This is a genomic window from Microbacterium sp. UMB0228 (genome assembly GCF_002871415.1).
GTDB lineage: Bacteria > Actinomycetota > Actinomycetes > Actinomycetales > Microbacteriaceae > Microbacterium.
On the sequence record NZ_PNFU01000001.1, the window covers coordinates 316,440 to 332,441 of the forward strand.

At 71.0% G+C, this 16,002-nt stretch carries 14 protein-coding genes; 10 read left to right on the forward strand and 4 right to left on the reverse strand.

Annotated elements, in window-relative coordinates; translation table 11 throughout:
- The first annotated feature begins 2 nt into the window (after positions 1-2).
- On the forward strand, positions 3-1,388 hold the full coding sequence (locus tag CJ226_RS01645; RefSeq protein WP_102208122.1) for a glycosyltransferase: 1,386 nt from the start codon (positions 3-5) through the stop codon (positions 1,386-1,388).
- Between the two features lie 60 nt (positions 1,389-1,448).
- Here CJ226_RS01645 and CJ226_RS01650 read toward each other — a convergent pair whose 3' ends face one another.
- A complete protein-coding gene (locus CJ226_RS01650; RefSeq protein WP_102208123.1) occupies positions 1,449-3,539 on the reverse strand; it encodes a glycoside hydrolase family 10 protein in 2,091 nt (696 codons plus the stop codon).
- A 183-nt stretch (positions 3,540-3,722) separates the two neighbouring features.
- On the opposite strand from CJ226_RS01650, the gene CJ226_RS01655 reads away from it, so the two are divergent.
- Both CJ226_RS01655 and CJ226_RS01660 read left to right on the forward strand, forming a co-directional pair.
- Positions 3,723-4,151 carry a YciI family protein gene (locus tag CJ226_RS01655; protein ID WP_025103753.1) on the forward strand — a complete coding sequence of 143 codons (429 nt, stop codon included), beginning with the start codon at positions 3,723-3,725 and terminating at the stop codon, positions 4,149-4,151.
- Positions 4,152-4,164: 13 nt separating this feature from the next.
- Positions 4,165-5,460, forward strand: a complete 1,296-nt coding sequence (locus CJ226_RS01660) for an RNA polymerase sigma factor (RefSeq protein ID WP_102208124.1) — start codon at positions 4,165-4,167, stop codon at positions 5,458-5,460.
- A gap of 96 nt (positions 5,461-5,556) precedes the next feature.
- Here the strand turns inward: CJ226_RS01660 and CJ226_RS01665 are convergent, their stop codons facing one another.
- Both CJ226_RS01665 and CJ226_RS01670 read right to left on the reverse strand, forming a co-directional pair.
- On the reverse strand, positions 5,557-5,829 hold the full coding sequence (locus CJ226_RS01665; protein ID WP_025103755.1) for a GlsB/YeaQ/YmgE family stress response membrane protein: 273 nt from the start codon (positions 5,827-5,829) through the stop codon (positions 5,557-5,559).
- Positions 5,830-5,987: 158 nt separating this feature from the next.
- Positions 5,988-6,914 carry a Bax inhibitor-1/YccA family protein gene (locus tag CJ226_RS01670; protein ID WP_102208125.1) on the reverse strand — a complete coding sequence of 309 codons (927 nt, stop codon included), beginning with the start codon at positions 6,912-6,914 and terminating at the stop codon, positions 5,988-5,990.
- A 92-nt stretch (positions 6,915-7,006) separates the two neighbouring features.
- On the opposite strand from CJ226_RS01670, the gene CJ226_RS01675 reads away from it, so the two are divergent.
- Positions 7,007-7,993 carry a glycerophosphodiester phosphodiesterase family protein gene (locus CJ226_RS01675; RefSeq protein WP_102208395.1) on the forward strand — a complete coding sequence of 329 codons (987 nt, stop codon included), beginning with the start codon at positions 7,007-7,009 and terminating at the stop codon, positions 7,991-7,993.
- Between the two features lie 9 nt (positions 7,994-8,002).
- On the opposite strand, the gene CJ226_RS01680 is transcribed toward CJ226_RS01675, so the two are convergent.
- On the reverse strand, positions 8,003-8,401 hold the full coding sequence (locus CJ226_RS01680; protein ID WP_060922036.1) for a YccF domain-containing protein: 399 nt from the start codon (positions 8,399-8,401) through the stop codon (positions 8,003-8,005).
- 89 nt (positions 8,402-8,490) lie between these two features.
- Here CJ226_RS01680 and CJ226_RS01685 point away from each other — a divergent pair, with 89 nt between their 5' ends.
- From CJ226_RS01685 to ligD, 6 genes are all read left to right on the forward strand, one after another.
- Positions 8,491-9,480 carry an ABC transporter ATP-binding protein gene (locus tag CJ226_RS01685; protein ID WP_102208126.1) on the forward strand — a complete coding sequence of 330 codons (990 nt, stop codon included), beginning with the start codon at positions 8,491-8,493 and terminating at the stop codon, positions 9,478-9,480.
- Positions 9,477-10,493: an ABC transporter permease gene (locus tag CJ226_RS01690; RefSeq protein ID WP_102208127.1), complete on the forward strand. Its 1,017-nt coding sequence runs from the start codon at positions 9,477-9,479 to the stop codon at positions 10,491-10,493. The genes CJ226_RS01685 and CJ226_RS01690 overlap by 4 nt, the downstream gene beginning before the upstream one ends.
- A gap of 77 nt (positions 10,494-10,570) precedes the next feature.
- Positions 10,571-11,182, forward strand: a complete 612-nt coding sequence (locus tag CJ226_RS01695; RefSeq protein WP_102208128.1) for a LysE family translocator — start codon at positions 10,571-10,573, stop codon at positions 11,180-11,182.
- A gap of 44 nt (positions 11,183-11,226) precedes the next feature.
- Positions 11,227-13,680, forward strand: a complete 2,454-nt coding sequence (locus CJ226_RS01700; protein ID WP_062635897.1) for an ATP-dependent helicase — start codon at positions 11,227-11,229, stop codon at positions 13,678-13,680.
- A gap of 44 nt (positions 13,681-13,724) precedes the next feature.
- Positions 13,725-14,864 carry an SseB family protein gene (locus CJ226_RS01705; RefSeq protein ID WP_102208129.1) on the forward strand — a complete coding sequence of 380 codons (1,140 nt, stop codon included), beginning with the start codon at positions 13,725-13,727 and terminating at the stop codon, positions 14,862-14,864.
- Positions 14,865-14,927: 63 nt separating this feature from the next.
- A complete protein-coding gene (gene ligD, locus CJ226_RS01710; protein WP_062635904.1) occupies positions 14,928-15,998 on the forward strand; it encodes a non-homologous end-joining DNA ligase in 1,071 nt (356 codons plus the stop codon).
- Positions 15,999-16,002 lie beyond the last annotated feature (4 nt).

Below are 16,002 nucleotides of genomic sequence, written 5' to 3' on the forward strand. Positions count from 1 at the left end.
CGATGCCCCCGGTCTCGGCACCGGTCCTCCCGGACGCCGAGTACCTGGTGCTGTCCAGCCGTCTGATCCCCGGGCTGGACGGCGGGTACACCATCGCGACGCTCGCGCGAGCCCGGCTGCTCGCTGGAGCGGGCGCCGGCGAGGGCCGGGGTCCGCAGCTGCTCACGTTCGACCCGGGAACGCGCGCGGATCACGCCGAGCATCGCCGCGTGTTCGCCGACCGCGGCGCGCTCGCGGACCCGGATCGTCTGCGGAACCTCTTCGACGAGGCCGTCGCCCCGGAGGGCGGAGCCGCCGCCTGGCTGCGGGACGCGGCCGATGACGCGGTGACGGCCGACCCCGACGTGGAGTACCGGGTGCTCGCGGACCCGGAGGGTCGTCCCTTCGTGGCCCTCCCGGTGATCCCCGGCGACCCGGACTGGCACCTCACGGACGAGCCCGTCCTCGTCCACGACGAGAGCGGTGCGGTCGTCGGGGCGCTGCACGGCTTCCGCGGGCTCTACGGCGCCTGGCTCGACCACGTCACGGCGGCGCTGGACGACCGGCCGATCGTCGTGATCTGCGAATCCCGTCAGCTCGGCGAACTGGTCGCCGACTGGGACGACCCGCGCGTGCGCATCCTGCACCCCATCCACACCATGCACGTCGAGGCTCCCTACACGCCGGACGCACCCATGAACACGCTCTGGACGCGGTGGTTCCGCCTGGCCGACCGCTTCGACGCGGTGATCTGGCCGACGGCCACGCAGCGCGACGACGTGGTGGCGCGCTTCGGCTCCTCCGCGAACCACGTCGTGGTGCCGAACCCCATCGAGCCCGTGGAACGTCGGGAGAGTCTGCGCGAGGACGGCCTCGTCGTCGTGCTGGGCCGACTCGCGGCGGGCAAGCGCGTCGACCACGCGATCCGCGCCTTCCTGGCGGCGGGCGTGCCGGGCACCCGGATGGAGGTCTGGGGCACGGGTGCGGAGGAGCAGCGACTGGCGGCGCTGATCGCCGAGCTCGACGGCGCCGACCGCGTGCGGCTCTGCGGGTACACCGACGATCCGGCGACCGTGCTCGATCGTGCGTCCGTCCTGGTGACCTCGACCGCGTTCGAGGGACAGCCGCTCGGCGTGGTCGAGGCGCTGCTGCACGGCACCCCTGTGGTGTCGTACGACGTGCGGTACGGCATCCGCGATGTGCTCGGCGCCGGCGGAGGTGTGCTCGTGCCCGCCGGTGACGTCACGGCGCTGGGGGAGGCCCTGCGGGACCTCCTGACCGATCCGGACCGGCTCGCGGCGCTCCGCACGGAGGCGCCGCTCGTCGCGGCGGCCTGGAGCCCGGCGCGCTCCGTGGAGGCGCTGACCGCGACGATCGCCGCGGCCGTCCGCGCTCCCTCGCGGCGCTGACCGTCCGCGGCGTCGCCGACCGCCGGGGAGTCGCGGACGACGCCCCAGCGGTCGACGGTCCTATCGCGTGCGCCGCCGGAAGGCGGTCACTCCGACCGTGACGGCGCCGGCGGTCAGCAGCAGTCCGCCCAGGAGCAGCGCCATCATCGGGACATCGCTGCCGGTCGTGGCCAGGTCGCCGCGGTCGCCGCGCGACGCGCCGCCGACGGGAGAGGCGGCGGCGTCTTCGCCGGCTCCGGAGTCCGGGCCCTCCGGCGTGGCGGGGTCGGTGGGATCCGTCGGAGTTCCCGGATCGGTGGGATCCACCGGCTCGTGCACCGCGACAGCGACCGGCGCGCTCTCGACGGCGGCCGCGTCCAGCGCGGTCACCACCCAGGTCTCCGTCGCGGCGCGCGCGGCGGCCGGGGCCTCGTCGGCGGGGAGGGGGAAGCGGAACGATGCCGCACCGCCTGCCCAGACCGTGTCGACCAGCGCGCCCGGGGTGGTGACGATCTGCGCCGGATCGCCGGTACCGCGATAGATCGCATACTGGCGGGCCTCCCGTGCGTCGCCGGCCTGCCAGCGGAGCTCGCCGTCGACGACCTCGGGGGCCACCGGGGCGGCCACCTGTCCGTCCGAGAGCCAGGGCTTGGCCGGAACGAGCGTGGGGTGGGCGAAGGCCTCGCCCTCGAGGAGCTCGATCGCGGTGTTCTTCGCCTGGTGCTTGGGCTGCTGATCCGCGGGCAGAGCGGCCAGGTCGCTCGGCTTCATGTCGTTGTAGCTGAACAGGACGCTGCCCTCGATGCCGTCGAGCTTCTGGTTGTACCGGAGCTGATTCGGCACCTCTTCCGGATTCATCCAGGCCTGCTCCCAGCCGCCGTTGTTGACGTGCTTGTAGAGCGCATGCCCCACGTAGACCTGCGTGCGGCTGCCGGCGGCCACGTCGCTCCACCACTGCGCCAGCTCCCCGTACGGGGCGGCCGCCTGATCGAAGCTCCAGTAGATCTGCGGCACGATGTAGTCGATCAGCTCGTCCTGCACCCACCCGCGGGTGTCGGCGAAGACCGCCTGGCTGTACGTCTGCGACGAGGTCGTCGGCGTGTGGGATCCGGCCGGGTCGAGCGCCTCGTGCTCCCAGATCCCGAACGGGCTGATGCCGAGCTGCACGGCGGTGCCGCGCGCCGCGTTGCCGGCGTTGATCGCGTCGCCGACGAGGGTGATCAGACCCGTGATGTTGTCGCGCCGCCACGCCTCGATGCCGGCGACGGTGTCGGGATAGCCCGCTGTGAGGCCGAACTCCTCGAACGTCGCACGGTCCTCGCCCTGCGCGCCGAAGAACACGTTCTGGCCGTCGACGGTGATCCGGTACGGGTAGAAGTAGTCGTCGAAGTGGATGGCGTCGACGTCGTAGTTCTCCGTGATCTCGGCGACGGTGGCCGCGACGTACGCGGGGACCTCGGGCTGGCCGGGGTCGAGGAACAGCTTCTCCTCGAACGAGAGGACCCAGTCGGGGTGCTGCACGGCGAAGTTGTCGTCGGCGAGGATGCCGGCGTCGTTCAGTGCCGCGATGTACTGCGGGATGGAGAGTGCCTTCACCTGGTCCGCGGTGAGGCCGAGGGCGGTGAGGATCCCCGGCGAGGTCATCTTCGCGTTGGTCACACGATAGGGGTTCAGCCACGCGTGGAACTCCATGCCGCGGGCGTGGGTGGCCTCGACCATGCGCTGCAGCGGGTCATAGCCGGGATCGGCGCCCTGGGTGCCGGTGAGGAACTCGGACCACGGGTTGAGTGCCGACGGGTAGTAGGCGTCCAGCAGCGGACGCACCTGGAAGATCACGGCGTTCATGTTCCAGGAGGCGAAGTCGTCGAGCACCGTCGCGTAGCGGGCGTCGAAGTCCGCCGCGTCGGCGGGTTTGCCGAAGTTCAGGTTGCCGATCGTCCCGACCCAGGCGCTGGAGAAGCGGCGGTTCTCCGGCGTCAGCGTCGTGGGGATGGCGACCTGCTCGCCGGATCCCGGATAGGTGTACACGGGCTCCGTGCCGTAGCCGGAGGTGCCGGAGGCGTCCTTCACGTACCGGGTCAGCGGCTCCTCGTCGGGGGCCGCACCGGCGGTCGTGGGGAGCGCCAGCAGGAGCAGGGCGGCCGCGGCGGTGGCGGCGATGCGTCTCTTCATCGAGTCCTCGTTCGATCTGGAAAAGAATTTCCACTGAAAGGGGTTGAACTGAAACTCTATGCCGATGGGGCTCTCGGCAGAAGCCCGGGAGGAATTTCCGCCCCGATGTCGATCTCCGCCGTTCCCGTTCGACGTCTGTGATGAGAGGGTCGAGACACGGCCCTTCGGAACAAGGAGAACATCATGAAGTTCATGCTCATCATGCGCGCGACCGACGACGCGGTGGCGGCCTATCAGGAGATGCCCTTCGAGCAGGTCATCGAGGCCATGGGCCGGTACAACGAGTCAATGATGAAGGCGGGCGTCCTCGTCGCGGGCGAGGGGCTGACCGACGCGGCCGAGGGCTTCGTCGTCGACTTCAGCGCCGAGAAGCCGCTCATCACCGACGGCCCCTATGGGGAGACGAAGGAGCTCTTCAACGGCTTCTGGATCATCGAGGTCTCCTCGCGGGAGGAGGCCGCGGAATGGGCGAGCCGGGCGCCGCTCGGACCGGGATCATTCCTCGAGGTGCGCCGGGTGACCGGGCCGGAGGACTTCCCCGCCGACAACGAGTGGATCGAGAAGGAGGCGGGCTGGCGGGAGGAGCAGGCCCGCCGCGCCGAGCAGGCGTGACGCCGCTCCGCTGATGGACCGCTCACCCGACCCCGTGACGAGCTCGGCCGCCTCCGCGCAGGAGGCGGCCGAGCGGGCGGTCGCGGCCGTGTGGCGCATCGAGTCCGCGCGCATCGTCGGCGCACTGACGCGGATGGTCGGCGACTTCGGCCTGGCCGAGGATCTCGCGCAGGAGGCCCTGGTCGCCGCGCTGCGGCAATGGCCCGCCGAGGGCGTGCCGCAGAACCCCGCCGCGTGGCTGACGGCCGTGGCGAAGCGGAAGGCGGTGGACGGATGGCGCCGCCGCGAGCGGCTGGACGACCGTCTGGCGCTGATCGCGCACGACCTGGAACAGGAGCAGGCGCAGGGGCACGAGCTGCCGTGGGACCCGGATGCCGTGGACGACGACGTGCTGCGCCTTCTCTTCATCGCGTGCCACCCGGTGCTCTCCCGGGAGGCGCAGGTCGCGCTGACGCTGCGGGTCGTGGGCGGTCTGACGAGTGAGGAGATCGCCCGCGCCTTCCTCGTCCCCACGGCGACCGTGCAACAGCGGATCGTGCGCGCGAAGAAGACGCTGGCGGCCGCGCGCGCGCCGTTCGAGCTGCCGCCTCGGGAGGAGCATGCGGCGCGGCTCGGCGCGGTCCTTGGGGTGCTCTATCTCATCTTCAACGAAGCGCACGCGGCCAGCAGCGGTCCGGAGTGGATGCGGCCGGAGCTGAGCGACGAGGCCATCCGGCTGGCGAGGGTGCTCGCCGCGCTGCAGCCTCGGGTACCGGAGGTGCACGGTCTGCTCGCGCTCCTGGAGCTCACCGCCGCACGCTTCCCGGCGCGGACCGACCGGAACGGCGACCCGGTGCTGCTCGCCGATCAGGACCGTCGGCGGTGGGACCGCAGCCGCATCGCGCGGGGGAGAGCAGCCCTGGCGCGGGCGGACGGGCTCGGCCGCGGACGCGGCCCCTACAGTCTGCAGGCCGCCATCGCCGAACGCCATGCCGTCGCGCCGTCCGTGGAGGAGACCGACTGGGACCGCATCGTCGTCCTCTACGAGGCGCTGGGCCGGCTCACTCCGTCCCCGGTGGTGGAGCTGAATCGCGCGGCCGCCGTGGCCATGGCCACCGGGCCCGCCTCCGCCCTGCGGCTGCTCGACGACCTGGCCGGGTCCGGCGCGCTGCGCGGCTACCACCTGCTCCCGGCCACGCGGGGCGAGCTGCTGCGCCGACTCGGCAGGGAGAGCGAGGCGCGCAGCGAGTTCGCGACCGCCGCGGCGCTGGCGGGCAACGACCGCGAGCGCGAGCTCCTGGAGCGCAAGGCGCGCGGTGCCGAGCGCTGACCGTCCGCGGCACGAAAAGACCCGCCCCTCACGGATGCTCTCGCAGCCGTGAGGGACGGGCGTGGGTGACGCGGAGCGCGTCGAGTGGGGTCTGCGTCAGTCGTTGACCCGCTGGCCGCGGCCGGCGATGAGGCCGTAGATCAGCAGCACGATGATCGAACCGCCGATGGCGAGGAGCCAGGTGCCGAGGTCCCAGAACTCGGTGAGCGGACGGTTGAGGATCAGGCTGCCGAGCCAGCCGCCGAGCAGGGCGCCGACGACGCCGAGCAGCAGGGTGATGAACCATCCGCCGCCCTGCTTGCCGGGCAGGATCAGCTTCGCGATGGCTCCGGCGATGAGGCCGAGAAGAAGAAAGCCGAGAAAACTCATGGTCAGCTCCTTGGGTCAGGAGCCCCGGGGTGCCGGGGCTTCGTGACACCTACTGTGCCCGGCCGCGGAATCGCGTGCCAACCCCTTGCGCGCTCCCTCCCGGATATGGCAAGAGGCCCGCCTCCGCAGGGAGACGGGCCTCTGGTGCGCGGCGAGAGTCAGTCGCTGCCGCGGACGATCGCGATGATCCGGAGGATCTCCACGTAGAGCCAGACGACCGTGACCATGATGCCGAAGGCCCCGAGCCAGCCGTAGGTGCGGGGAGCGCCGTTGCGCACGCCCTGCTGGATCTGGTCGAAGTCGAGCACCAGCGAGTAGGCCGCCATGATGACGACGAGGACGCCGATGATGAGGCCGAGCGGGATGCCCGCGATCTCGGCGCTGTACATGCCGAACGCCTGGTCCCGGGGCAGAACGCCGGTCCACATGAGGACGAGGTTCAGGAGCGAGAAGACCAGGTAGCCGATCATCGCGATCATGAAGATCTTCGTGGCCTTCTTGGACGCGCGGATCTTGCCGCTCGCGAAGAGGGCCAGGGTCACGCCGACGACCGAGACGGTCGCGAGCGTCGCCTGGAACACGATGCCCGGCCACAGCACCTCGAAGTACGAGGAGATGCCACCGATGAACAGGCCTTCGAAGGCGGCGTAGGCGAAGATCAGCGCGGGGCGGACCTTCTTGCGCGACGTGAAGGTGATGACCATCGCGAGCACGAAACCGCCGAGCGCGCCGACGATCCACGGCAGCAGGTTGGGGGCGTAGTCGCTGTACGGGTCGCGCTCGGGGACGGTGATACCGCCCAGGGTCAGCACCCAGCCGATGGCGGCGGTGACGAGGAGGATGCCGAACAGGCCGGCGGTCTTCCACACGGTGTCCTCGACGGACATCCGGTCGGTCTCGAGAGAGCCGGCAGCGGGGGCGGCGTACATGCCCTCGAGCTGCGCGTTGGCGGCGGCATCGATCGCACCGTGCTGGAGCGACGCGGCCTGGGCGCCCTGAGCACCCTGGGGGGCGCCCGGGTAGGTCGCGACGTTGCGCGGGTCCTGCTGCTGGAAAGCAGGATTGTTGAAAGCGAAGTTGCTCATCAGGTGGGCCTCACTCCAAAAGGGGGGTCGTAGGTCGCTTTCCTCCACGATACCCGTGAGGCGACACTCCCGGGGTGCCTTACGCTGTGAGCGTGCCCAGCAAATCCCCGCTCGTCATCGGGCATCGCGGTGCCCCGGGCCACCGACCGGAGCACACCCGTTCGTCTTACGAGCTCGCTCTCGCGATGGGGGTCGACGCGGTCGAGCCGGACGTGGTCGCCACCCAAGACGGCGTCCTGGTCGTGCGGCACGAGAACGAGATCTCCGGCACCACGGACGTCGCCGATCACCCGGAGTTCGCGGATCGCCGCACGACGAGGCGCGTGGACGGTGCCGCACTGACCGGCTGGTTCACGGAGGACTTCACCTGGGCGGAGCTGTCCACGCTGCGGTGCCGGGAGCGGCTGCCGAAGGTCCGGGCGTCCAGCGCCTCCTTCGACGGCACGGAACCCATCCTGCGCCTGCGCGACGTCCTCGACCTCGTGCGGGCGGCCGCGCAGGAGCAGAACCGGTCGATCGGCGTCGTGCTCGAGGTGAAGCACGCCACGCATTTCGCGAGCATCGGACTCGACCTCGCGCCCCTCATCGCGTGGGAGCTGCGCGACGCCGGATGGGCGGCGGGGGAGCTGCCGCTGATCGTGGAGAGCTTCGAGTCGACCGTGCTCGGGCAGCTCCGCGCCGCGGGCGTCGATGCGAGCTTCGTGTACCTCATCGAGGCGGCCGGACAGCCGTACGACCTGCTCGTCGCCGAGGGATCGAAGGCCCTGAGCTACCCGGAGACCGTGACCCCAGGGAATCTGGATCGCCTGGTCGGCCAGATCGACGGGATCAGCGTCGACAAGAAGATGCTCCTCGTGCCGGGCACGACGCTGGTCGCCGATGTGCATGCCCGCGGCCTGACCCTCTTCACCTGGACCTGCCGTCCGGAGAACGCCTTCCTCGCGGCGCCCTACCGCGGTCCGGGAGGCAAGAGCGCGTTCGGGGACTACGAGGCCGAGTGGGGCGTGATCGCCCGGCAGGGCGTGGACGGCGTCTTCGTCGACCACCCCGATCTCGGCGTGGCGTTCTTCCGCAGCTGACCCGTCGGGTCAGAGCGTGCGGTCGAACGCGCCCTGACGGGTGGAGACGATCTCCTTGCCGAGGGGCATGAGTGACACCGGGACCATCTTGAAGTCGGCGATGCCCATCGGGATGCCGATGATGGTGATGCACAGCGCCAGTCCCGACACGATGTGGCCGAGCGCGAGCCACCACCCCGCGAGGATGACCCAGAGCACGTTCCCGAGGAACGAGCCGACGCCGGCCGTCGGCTTGCTGACGACCTCGCGGCCGAACGGCCAGATGGCGTAGGCGGCGATGCGGAACGACGCGATGGCCCACGGGATCGTGATGATCGGGATGCACAGCAGCAGGCCGGCCAGCACGTAGCCGAGGAAGAGCGCCCAGCCCGCGAGGATGACCCAGATGATGTTGAGGATCGTGCGCATACAGCGATTGTGTCACCCGCGGGGCGGCGCGGCTGGGCATCAGCCCGGAGGTCGCCGGCGCTCGCGCCCGGCGATGCCAGACTGACCGCATGACCGGAATAGTGGTGGACGACGTCAGCAGGGCGTTCGGGGACGTGCAGGCCGTGCGAGGGGCCACGCTGCGCGCAGAGGCGGGAAGGGTGACGGGCCTGGTGGGCCCGAACGGCGCGGGCAAGACGACGCTGCTCCTGATGCTCGCCTCGTTGCTCGCCCCCGACAGTGGCTCGATCCGCATCGGCGGCATCGACCCCGAAGCCGATCCGCTCGCGGCCCGTCGCGTGCTGGGGTGGATGCCGGACGCCCTCGGCGCCTGGCCCTCGCTCACGGCCCGCGAGACCATCGTGACCACGGCCCGCCTCTACGGGATCGACCGCGCGGACGCGGAGCGCCGGGCGCAGCACCTCCTCGGTCTCGTCGGCCTGGGAGAACTCGCGGACTCCGCCGCGAAGGTGCTCTCCCGCGGGCAGAAGCAGAAGCTCGGCCTCGCCCGCGCTCTCGTCCACGACCCGCAGGTGCTGCTTCTTGACGAGCCGGCGTCGGGCCTCGATCCCGAGGCCCGCGTGCAGCTGCGGGTGCTGCTGCGCCGCTTCGCGGCCGAAGGACGCACGGTCCTCATCTCCAGCCACGTGCTGTCCGAGCTGGAAGAGGTCGTCGACGACGCCGTCTTCCTCGTCGGCGGGGCCGTGGTGGATGCCGCTCCGGCGCAGAGCACGGTCCGCGCCTGGCGGGTGCGGCTCGCCGGTGCCACCGCGGAGCGCCTGAACGCGGACACGTGGCAGGTCGCGTCGACTCTCGGGCTGGCTCCCGAGTCCCTCGTCGTGGACCGCGGCGCCGTCCTCGTCGGCTTCCCCGGGGAGGATGCCGCCGCCCAGTCGCTGCGTCTCCTCGTGGAGGCGGGACTGCCGGTCGCGGAGTTCGCACCCGCGCAGAGCGATCTTGAGCACACGTTCCTCGCGCTCCGGCACCCGCAGCCGCCCGCGGCGACGACCCCGCCGCCCCCGCCGCCTGCGGCACCCCACGGAACGGAGGCGGGAGCATGAGCCTCGCGAACATCGGCGTCATCGCGCGCCTGGAACTGACCCAGCGGCTGCGGAGTGTCGGCTGGTACGTGCTCCTCGGCGTCTTCGCGCTGGTGCTCCTCGGCGTCACCGGCCTGTCGTTCGCCGTGTACTCCTGGGGAGAGGACGTCGGGGCGGGCGTGTCGTCCATCGTCGTCAACGTGGTCCTGCTGCTCGTCGTGCTCGTCTCGCCGACGCTCAGCGGCAACGCCATCAACGGCGACCGGGAGGCGGCTACGCTCGCGCCGATCCAGGTCACCGCGGCGTCGACCGGCGACATCATGCTGGGCAAGCTGCTCGCGGCGATCGCGACGGGCGGCGCGTTCCTCCTGGTGGCGGTTCCCTTCCTCGCAGCGTCGCTGCTGGCGGGCGGGACCGATCCGATCGTGCTGTTCGTGGCGCTGCTCGTCCTCGCCGCCGAGATCGTCATCGTCGCCGCGATCGGCGTGGGGCTGAGCGGCCTCATCGCCCGCCCGCTGTTCTCCGTCGCGTCCACCTACCTCGTGGTCTCGGCACTCGTCATCGGCACGATCATCGTCTTCGCGCTCGGCGGCCTGGCCGTGCGCAGCGAGGCGACGAACTACAGCCGCCCCTACGACAACAACGGCAACGTGGACTGCGAGAGCTGGGAGAGCTACACGTACGAGGCGCCGCGGTTCGACCTCGTGTGGTGGGCGCTCGCCGCCAACCCGTTCGTCGTGCTCGCCGACGCGACCCCCACCGAGTTCAGCAAGGACGGCTACCCGGTCGATCTGTACGGGCAGATCAAGTGGGGCGTCCGCAGCGCGCAGCTCCCGCCGCTGGAGCAGCGGTGGGACGACTGTGACCCGGAGAGCGGTTCCCAGACAGCCGAGGAAGTCATCGACGAGACCGTGCCCAGCTGGTTCGTGGGGCTCGGGGTGCAGGTCGTGCTCGCCGGGGCGCTGTTCGCGGGAGCGTGGGCTCGCACACGGACGCCGGCGCGACGGCTGCCGCCCGGCACGCGGATCGCCTGAGCGGAAGAGGGGATGCGCGTGATGCGTCGAGCCGGTAGACAGGACACGCGGACCGACCGCCGCGACGGAAGGGCCGCATGAGCATCGCATTCCTCCTCACGACCCTGGTGGTCGTCGCCACCCCGGGAACAGGGGCGGTGTACTCGGTGGCGATCGGGATCTCCCAGGGCGCGAGGGCCGGCGTCGTCGCCGCCCTCGGCTGCACGCTGGGGGTCGTCCCGCATATGGTGGCCGCGATCACCGGTCTGGCTGCGATCCTGCACGCCTCCGCCGTCGCGTTCGAGGTCATCAAGTGGTTCGGTGTCGCCTACCTGCTGTACCTCGCGTGGCGGACGCTGCGGGACTCCTCGCTGATGTCGGCGGAGGAGGACGCCGTGCCCGCGTCGTCGTGGCGGATCGTCCGCACCGCCGTCCTCCTCAACCTCCTGAACCCGAAGCTGACCATCTTCTTCTTCGCCTTCCTGCCGCAGTTCGTTCCCGCCGGAGGTGCGGGGGCCACTGCGGAGATGATCATGTTGAGCCTGGTCTTCATGGCGGTCACCTTCGTCGTGTTCGCGGCGTACGGGATCTTCGCGGCGACCATGCGCACGCGCGTCCTCACCCGGCCGACGGTGATGGCGTGGCTGCGGCGCTCGTTCGCGGCGACCTATGTGCTGCTGGCGGGGCGTCTGGCGCTCGAGACCCGGTAGGCCGGGACCTCGATGTCGGTGCCGCCGCCTAGACTCGAGAGGTCATGACCGAAGCCCCTCTCATCGTCCCCGGATCCGTCGGCCCGCAGTCCTCCGGCGCCCCCGCGCAGGACGACCTCCTCACCGGCCTCAACCCCCAGCAGCTCGAGGCCGTCACGTATCGCGGCCCCGCGCTGCTCATCGTCGCCGGCGCCGGCTCGGGCAAGACGAGCGTGCTCACGCGCCGCATCGCCTCGCTCCTGCGCAGCCGCGAGGCGTGGCCGAGCCAGATCCTCGCCATCACCTTCACCAACAAGGCCGCCGGCGAGATGCGCGAGCGCGTCGAGGGGCTCATCGGCGACGCCGCGCGCGGCATGTGGATCTCCACGTTCCACTCCGCGTGCGTGCGCATCCTCCGCCGCGAGGCGCAGCAGTTTGGGTTCACCAAGAACTTCACCATCTACGACTCCGGAGACTCCCGCGCCCTCCTCAAGCGGCTGGTCAAGGAGCACGAGGCCGACGCCTACGGGCTCACCCCGGCGGCGGTCCAGGGGCGCATCTCCAAGCTCAAGAACGAGCTCTCCGATGCCGAGTCCTACGCGCGACAGGCCAACATGAGCGACCCGGCCGAGCGCGTCTTCGTCGAGGTCTTCGCCGACTACCAGCGCCAGCTTCAGAAGGCCAACGCCTTCGACTTCGACGACCTCATCGGGCAGACGGTCTACCTGTTCCGGGCGTTCCCCCAGGTCGCCGACACCTACCGCCGCCGCTTCCGGCACATCCTCGTCGACGAGTACCAGGACACCAACCACGCGCAGTACGCGCTCATCCACGAGCTCACCCGTCCGGTGTCCGGCGTCGGCGCGACACCGGAGCCGTATGCCGCCAACGGCATGATGATCTTCGAGCCCGACCCCGAGCCGGCGCCGGGAGCCGGTGAGGCCGGGGCGTCGCTGACGGTGGTCGGCGACTCGGATCAGTCGATCTACGCCTTCCGCGGCGCGGACATCCGCAACATCAGCGAGTTCGAGCGCGACTTCCCGGGGGCGAAGGTCGTGCTCCTCGAGCAGAACTACCGCTCGACGCAGAACATCCTCTCCGCGGCGAACGCCGTCATCGGCAACAACTTCGACCGCAAGGACAAGAAGCTCTGGAGCGACCGCGGCGAGGGCGACAAGATCATCGGCTTCACCGGCTACTCGCAGCACGACGAGGCCCAGTTCGTCGCCGACGAGATCGAGGCCCTGCACCGCGCCGGCATGCCGTACGCGGAGATGGCCGTCTTCTACCGCACGAACTCGCAGTCCCGCGCGCTGGAGGAGATCTTCATCCGCTCGGCCGTGCCGTACAAGATCATGGGCGGCACGAAGTTCTACGAGCGCGCCGAGATCAAGGACGCGCTGGCGTATCTCGTGGCGGTCGCGAACCCCGCCGACGAGATGGCGGTGCGCCGTATCCTCAACAAGCCGCGGCGCGGCATCGGCGACGTCACCGAGACCGCCATCGCCCGCTTCGCCGAGGAGCACGGCATCTCCTTCCGCGACGCCCTGTCGCTGCCGGGCCAGCTCGGCGTCGGCCCGAAGATCCAGGCCGCCATCGCCCAGCTCGACGCCGTGCTCGCCGAGGCGACCGCGATCATGCTGCCGCCGACGGGCGAGGTGCCGCCGCCCACCTCCGTGGCGGACGGGCTCAGCCTGCTGCTCTCCAAGAGCGGCTACCTCGACGCGCTGCGCGCCAGCCGCGATCCGCAGGACGAGGCCCGCGTGGAGAACCTCGACGAGTTCGTGGCGGTGACCCGCGACTTCGCGCGCAACAACCCCGAGGGCACCATCACCGACTTCCTCACCGAGGTCGCGCTGGTCTCCGACGCGGACGACCTCGACGACGAGTCCGGGTCGGTCTCGCTCATGACGATGCACACCGCCAAGGGCCTGGAGTACGACGCGGTCTTCGTCACCGGCGTCGAGGAAGACCTCATCCCGCACCGCATCTCGGCGGGAGAGCCCGGCGGCCCGCAGGAGGAGCGACGCCTGTTCTACGTGGGCATCACCCGCGCCCGCAAGCGCCTGCACCTGTCCCTGGCGATGACCCGCGCGCAGTTCGGCGAGGTGACGGTCGCCATGCCCAGCCGGTTCCTGCAGGAGATCCCGGCCTCCCTCATCGACTGGCGGCAGTCCCCGGGCGACGTGAACTCCCGCGGGGGCATGCAGTCGCGTGCGCTGAACGCCCGTCGCTCTGGAGGGTCCGGCGACCGCTTCGGCGTGAAGGCCCTGCCCCGTGAGTCCCTCAAGCCGCTCTCCACGGCGATGGACAAGATCCCCAACCGCGTCACCGCCAAGATGCGTGACAACGGCGACCTCGAGCTCGCCGCCGGTGACCGCATCCGGCACGACGACTTCGGTGAGGGGAGGGTCGACGCCGTCACGGGCGAAGGCGCCAAGCGCATCGCCCATGTCCGGTTCGACACGGCAGGGCAGAAGAAGCTGCTCATCAAGGTCGCCCCGATCCAGAAGCTCTGACGTCGCGGCGGAGAGGGCGGGGAGACACGGTTAGGCTGGCTCCCATGGCCCTCTTCTCCCGCCGCAAGAAGTCCGGCGACGACGCCGTCGCTCCCGCCCCCTCCGCCGCTCCGGCCACCGAGAGCGAGGAGGACGCGAGCACGGCGACCGAGGAGTCGGAGGCTCCGACGGCCGAGGCCTCGCCCACTGTCGGCATCTCGGTGCAGGCGTTCCGTGGTGTCGGCGCCGAGGCCGGGCCCGAGGTCGCGCTTCCGGATCCGGAGGCCGCGGCGGCAGCCGCAGCGCCCGCTGCCGCGCCGACGCCGCCGAGCCCCACCGCGGAACCCGCGGCATCGGCGGCCGAGCGGAAGCTCCCGCTCGCTCCCGCGCTCCCGCCGGAGCAGACCGAGACCGTGGCCGGCATGAAGGACAACGTCCTCCTGCGCGAGTCCCTGGCGCAGATCGAGGCGGGGGCCTCGAACGAGCAGCTCCTCGGGGTGCTCCGCCAGGCTCTCCAGGGGCACCTCTACATCCGCGTGAACGGCGATGCCCGCGCGCAGATCAGCGAGGGCAAGCCGCTCGCCGTCGCCGTGGTCCGCGACGGGGAGCGCCAGTTCATGCTGGCGTTCAGCTCGGCGGCCGCCGTCCGGGATTCCGTGCGACTCGAAGCCGATCCGTCCGCGACCTCCGCTGTCGCCCAGCCGACGACCTCGGTCATGCAGCAGGTCGTCTCCGGCGACTTCGCGGGTCTCATCATCGACAACGCGTCCGCGCCGCATCGTGTGGTGTTCCCCACCGAGCTCCTGCAGAAGACGCTCGAGCAGGCCGACGTCGACATGACCGTGAAGTCCCTGCTCGCGGCGCCGCGGGAGCAGGACTCGCCCGCCAAGGTGGGCGAGGCTCTCGCCACGACCCGCATGTGGGTGGCGGTGAACGACGGATCCGGCACCGGGCAGGTCGGCATCGCCGAGGCGCAGACCGCCGACGGCCGCCGCTTCCTCCAGCTCTTCTCGCACCCGCTGGAGGTCATCGCACTCGGCCGCGGCGATCGCCCGCTGCCGTTCGAGCCGGACCAGCTCGCGAAGGTGCTGTCGAGCCACTCCGAGATGGCCGGCGTCATCATCGACTCCGCAGGGCCCTCCATGGTGGTGGAGCGCGACGCCCTCGCGCCGGTGCTCGTGCGCGCGGTGCGGATCGAGGACTGACGGCGCGCGCACCCGGAGTCGTCGGGGGTTCCGCGGGTCGTGACCGCCCCCTAGGGTCGGAGCATGGCCTCTGAACGCGTGACCCTGACCGTCGCCGACACCGATGGAGAGCGTGAGGTCGCGCTCTCCAGCCCGAACCGGGTCGTCTGGCCCGACCTCGGCATCACCAAGGCCGAGCTCGCCGAGTACGTGCAGCTCGTGTCGGTGCCGTTCCTCGCGGCGAACGGCAACCGGCCGGTGTCTCTGGAGCGCTTCCGGGACGGCGTGGGATCCGCCGGAGGACCGCGACCGGAGGGCTTCTTCTCGAAGAACCCGCCCAAGGGCACTCCGGACTTCGTCGACGCCGTCACGGTCACGTACAACAGCGGCCGGCGCCATCCTCAGATCGTCCTGAACCGCACCAGCGCGATCGTGTGGGCGGTGCAGATGAACACCATCGTCTTCCATCCCTGGGCGTCGCTGGCGACCGATTCCGACAACCCCGTCGAGCTGCGGATCGACCTCGACCCGCAGCCGGGCACCGGCTTCGCCGAGGCCGTCCCCGCGGCCCACGCCCTGCGGGAGGTGTTGCGAGAGGCCGGCCTGGAAGCCTTCGCGAAGACGAGCGGCAACCGGGGACTGCACGTCTTCGCCCCGATCGAGCCCACCCACGAGTTCCTCGACGTGCGTCATGCCGTGATCGCCGCCGGCCGGGAGCTCGAGCGCCGGATGCCGGACCGGGTCACGACGAACTGGTGGAAGGAGGAGCGCGGCGAGCGCCTCTTCGTCGACTTCAATCAGGCCAACCGCGACCGCACGATGGCCGGCGCGTACAGTCCGCGTGCCCTCCCCGGTGCGACCGTCGCGACGCCCGTGCACTGGGAGGAGCTCGACGATCTCGACCCGCGCGCCTTCACCGTGCGCAGCATCCCCCAGCGGCTCGAAGAGGTCGGCGACCCGTGGGCCGACATGCAGGCGAAGCCCGGGCGCATCGACACGCTCCTGGAGTGGTGGGAGCGCGACACGGCGAACGGCCTCGGGGAGCTGCCCTTCCCCCCGGAGTTCCCGAAGATGCCGGGCGAGCCGCCGCGCGTACAGCCGAGCAAGAAGAACGCCGCGAATTGGGACGCCGACGGCAACCCCGTCGACGACTGAGCGG